The sequence below is a fragment of the Agriterribacter sp. genome, from assembly GCF_035444585.1.
Classification (GTDB): Bacteria; Bacteroidota; Bacteroidia; order Chitinophagales; family Chitinophagaceae; genus Agriterribacter.
The window spans coordinates 1-3,112 of record NZ_DAOMOZ010000341.1 but is presented as its reverse complement, the minus strand read 5'-3'; the positions used below and the strand labels follow the sequence as shown (position 1 = coordinate 3,112).

Below are 3,112 nucleotides of genomic sequence, written 5' to 3'. Positions count from 1 at the left end.
GATATTGTTTTTGTTGTTAACATACCACTGGAACTCCTGCTTAAGGTTCATGTCGCGGATCTGTGAAAAGATGTCGAACTCGTTGGCGCCGCTGCGGATGGATATATTATAATTGTAATTGCTGAAAATGAAAGAAGTGTTCGAGAATAACTTATTGCTGAAAATATGGTTCCAGCGCAGGGTGCCGGTTGCATTCCCCCAATCCAGTCCAAAGGTTTGCCCCGCAGCAAGCACATCTTTTCCAAAGTAGCCCGAAAGATACAGCCTGTCTTTATCGCCTATATTGTAATTGAGCTTGGCATTAAGGTCGTAAAAGTACAGGGTATTGTTTTTTAAAGCGGAGTCGCCGGATAACTTTAAAAACATATCCGCGTATGTTCTGCGTCCCGTAATCAAAAAAGAAGATCTGTCTTTTTGTATGGGGCCTTCCACGTTCAGTTTTGCCGATATAAGTCCTATGCCGCCGCTTACATTATAATCCCGGTTATTGCCGTCATTCATTTTGATGTCCAGCACAGAAGATAGCCTTCCTCCGTATTGTGCGGGCATACCGCCTTTATACACGGTTACATCTTTGATAGCGTCGGAATTAAAAGTAGAGAAAAAGCCCAGCAGGTGAGATGCGTTGTATACTGTGGCTTCATCTAACAGGATAAGATTCTGATCGGCAGCACCGCCTCTCACAAAAAAACCACTGTTGCCTTCACCCGCCGCTTTAATGCCGGGCAACAGCTGCACTGTTTTCAGCACATCCCTTTCCCCCAGCAACACCGGGATATTTTTGATCTCTTTTGTGCTCAGTCTTTCTATACCCATTTGCGGACTGCCAAGACTGCGGTTTTTGGAGGTAGCCGTGATCGTTATGTTATCCAGCGTTTTGGGTTCTTCTTCCAGTGCAATGTTCAGCGTCATATCTTTATCCAGCTCAATACTTTGTGCATGTATGAGCATGCCAACTGCAGATACTTCAAATGTATATTTCCCTGCAGGCAGTGAAATGGAGTAGAACCCGTAGTCATTGCTGAAAGCGCCGGCATCACCTGCCTTAATGCTGGCTCCGATGATCGTTTCGCCGGTTCGTTGAACACGCACTGTTCCGCTGATCGTAAATTTTTCCTGGCTATAGCCCTGCATACAGGCAAGCATGGCCAATACCACCAATAATAATTTGTTCATTAGCCTTAGTTTTATATTAAAACACCACAGATCCCCTCCGGAAAGCGCGGCGAAGATACATGTCAAACAAACAGTACCCTACCTGCAACTGCACCGCCCGTAACAATTAAATTAAGTATAACAATAACAACTGCATTTTCGACCTGCCGGCTTAATACATCATTGTCAAAAATCTAACCAAAAGCAAAGCAAAATTACAGATGCCGATAAAAAAGTGCGTGCTGCACTACAGAAGATAAAAAGCCATTTCTCCGCGTCATGCTCCGGGTTCAAAATCAGTGACCACGGGCAGGCCTGTTCTTCTTTCCCCCACCTGTTGCCGCCACATGGCATAGTACAATCCTTTTTTCTCTACAAGGAAAGCGTGGTTTCCCGATTCTGTGATCTTTCCCTTTTCCAGCACATAAATGGTATCGGCATGCATAATGGTAGATAAGCGATGTGCTATAAGAATGGTGATGGGATCGCGTTGTGCAGATATTGATTTGATGGTTTCCGTAATGGCTTCTTCCGTGAGTGAATCCAGCGCCGAAGTGGCTTCGTCAAAGATCAGCAGCCGCGGATGCCGCAACAACGCCCTTGCTATGGCTATGCGTTGCTTTTCGCCTCCCGATAATTTCATACCGCTTTCGCCTAAAACCGTATCCAGCCCCTTTGCCGACCGGGCCAGCATCCCATCGCAGGATGCCTGGTGCAAAGCATGTAAAATTTCTTCATCGGTTGCACCGGGTTTTACAAACAGCAGGTTGTCTTTTATGGTCCCAAAAAACAACTGGGTATCCTGTGTTACAAAACCGATCTGGCGGCGCATTTCATTATAGCGGATATCAGAAGCAGGGATATCATTAAAATAGATCTCCCCTTTTACCGGGCGGTATAAGCCTACCAGCAACTTTACCAAGGTAGATTTGCCCGATCCCGAAGGTCCTACAAAGGCAATGGTATCGCCGCTTTTCAGCTCAAAAGAAATATCATCAATAGCGTTTACCGGAGCAGTAGCATGCTTAAATACAACGTGCTCAAAGCGCATGGATTCCAGTGGACCAATGGCAACCGGTTCTTCGGGCCGCATTTCCACCGGTTTTTTCATCAGCTTATCAAAATTCATGATAGACGCTTCCGCTTCGCGGTACGAAAGAATAATATTCCCCAGGTCCTGCAGCGGCCCAAAAATGGTAGTAGAGATGAATTGCATGCTGATCAGCTCACCCGTTGTGAGCACATGCCGGAAGATGAGCCATAATAAAATAAACAAAATAGATTGTCGCAGCAGGGTCAGCGCCGAGCTTTGCAAAAAAGTGAGCATCCGCACTTTTTTTACTTTCTGTATCTCCAGGTCGAATATTTTTTTTGTATGATCTCTCAGCCTTCTTATTTCAGGATAGGTAAGCCCGAGACTTTTTACCAGCTCAATATTGCGTAGCGATTCGGTAATGGCCCCCGACATCTGGTTCGTTTCGCGATTGATGGAGCGCTGAAGGGTTTTTATTTTTTTGCTCAGCAATCCTGTAAGTCCGCCCAGTACCACCACGCCAATAATAAAAACCGGTATCAGCAGCCAGTGTTTGGTAACGGCATACCATATTAAAAAGCCAATGCCGATGAGCGAAGAAAAGAGGATATTGATAAATGCATTGATGAACCTTTCGGTATCCGTTCTTACTTTTTGCAGCACGGAAAGGGTTTCCCCGCTTCTTTGCCCTTCAAATTCCTGGAAAGAAAGCCGGAGGGTTTGCTTCAGTCCGTCGTTGAATATCTGCATCCCGAATTTTTGCACTGCAAGACGCATCACATAGTCCTGCAGGGTTTTGGCAAGCCTTGCCAGTAATGCAATAGCAACTGCCACCAGCAGCCAGAAGCTTACACCGCTTACCAGTTCCTTTTCGGTTTTGCTGCCGGGGTTGGTAGCATAATCATCAATGATCTTTCCAAAGAT

2 protein-coding genes are annotated in these 3,112 nt (G+C 45.7%); both read right to left on the bottom strand.

Annotated features, from left to right (window positions below; genetic code table 11):
• Positions 1-1,176 (bottom strand): TonB-dependent receptor (locus PLH26_RS21200; RefSeq protein WP_324588014.1); only part of this gene is annotated, 1,176 nt, incomplete at its 3' end.
• Positions 1,177-1,432: 256 nt separating this feature from the next.
• Positions 1,433-3,112: ABC transporter ATP-binding protein (locus tag PLH26_RS21195; protein WP_324588013.1), on the bottom strand; the 1,680-nt coding region annotated here is incomplete at its 5' end.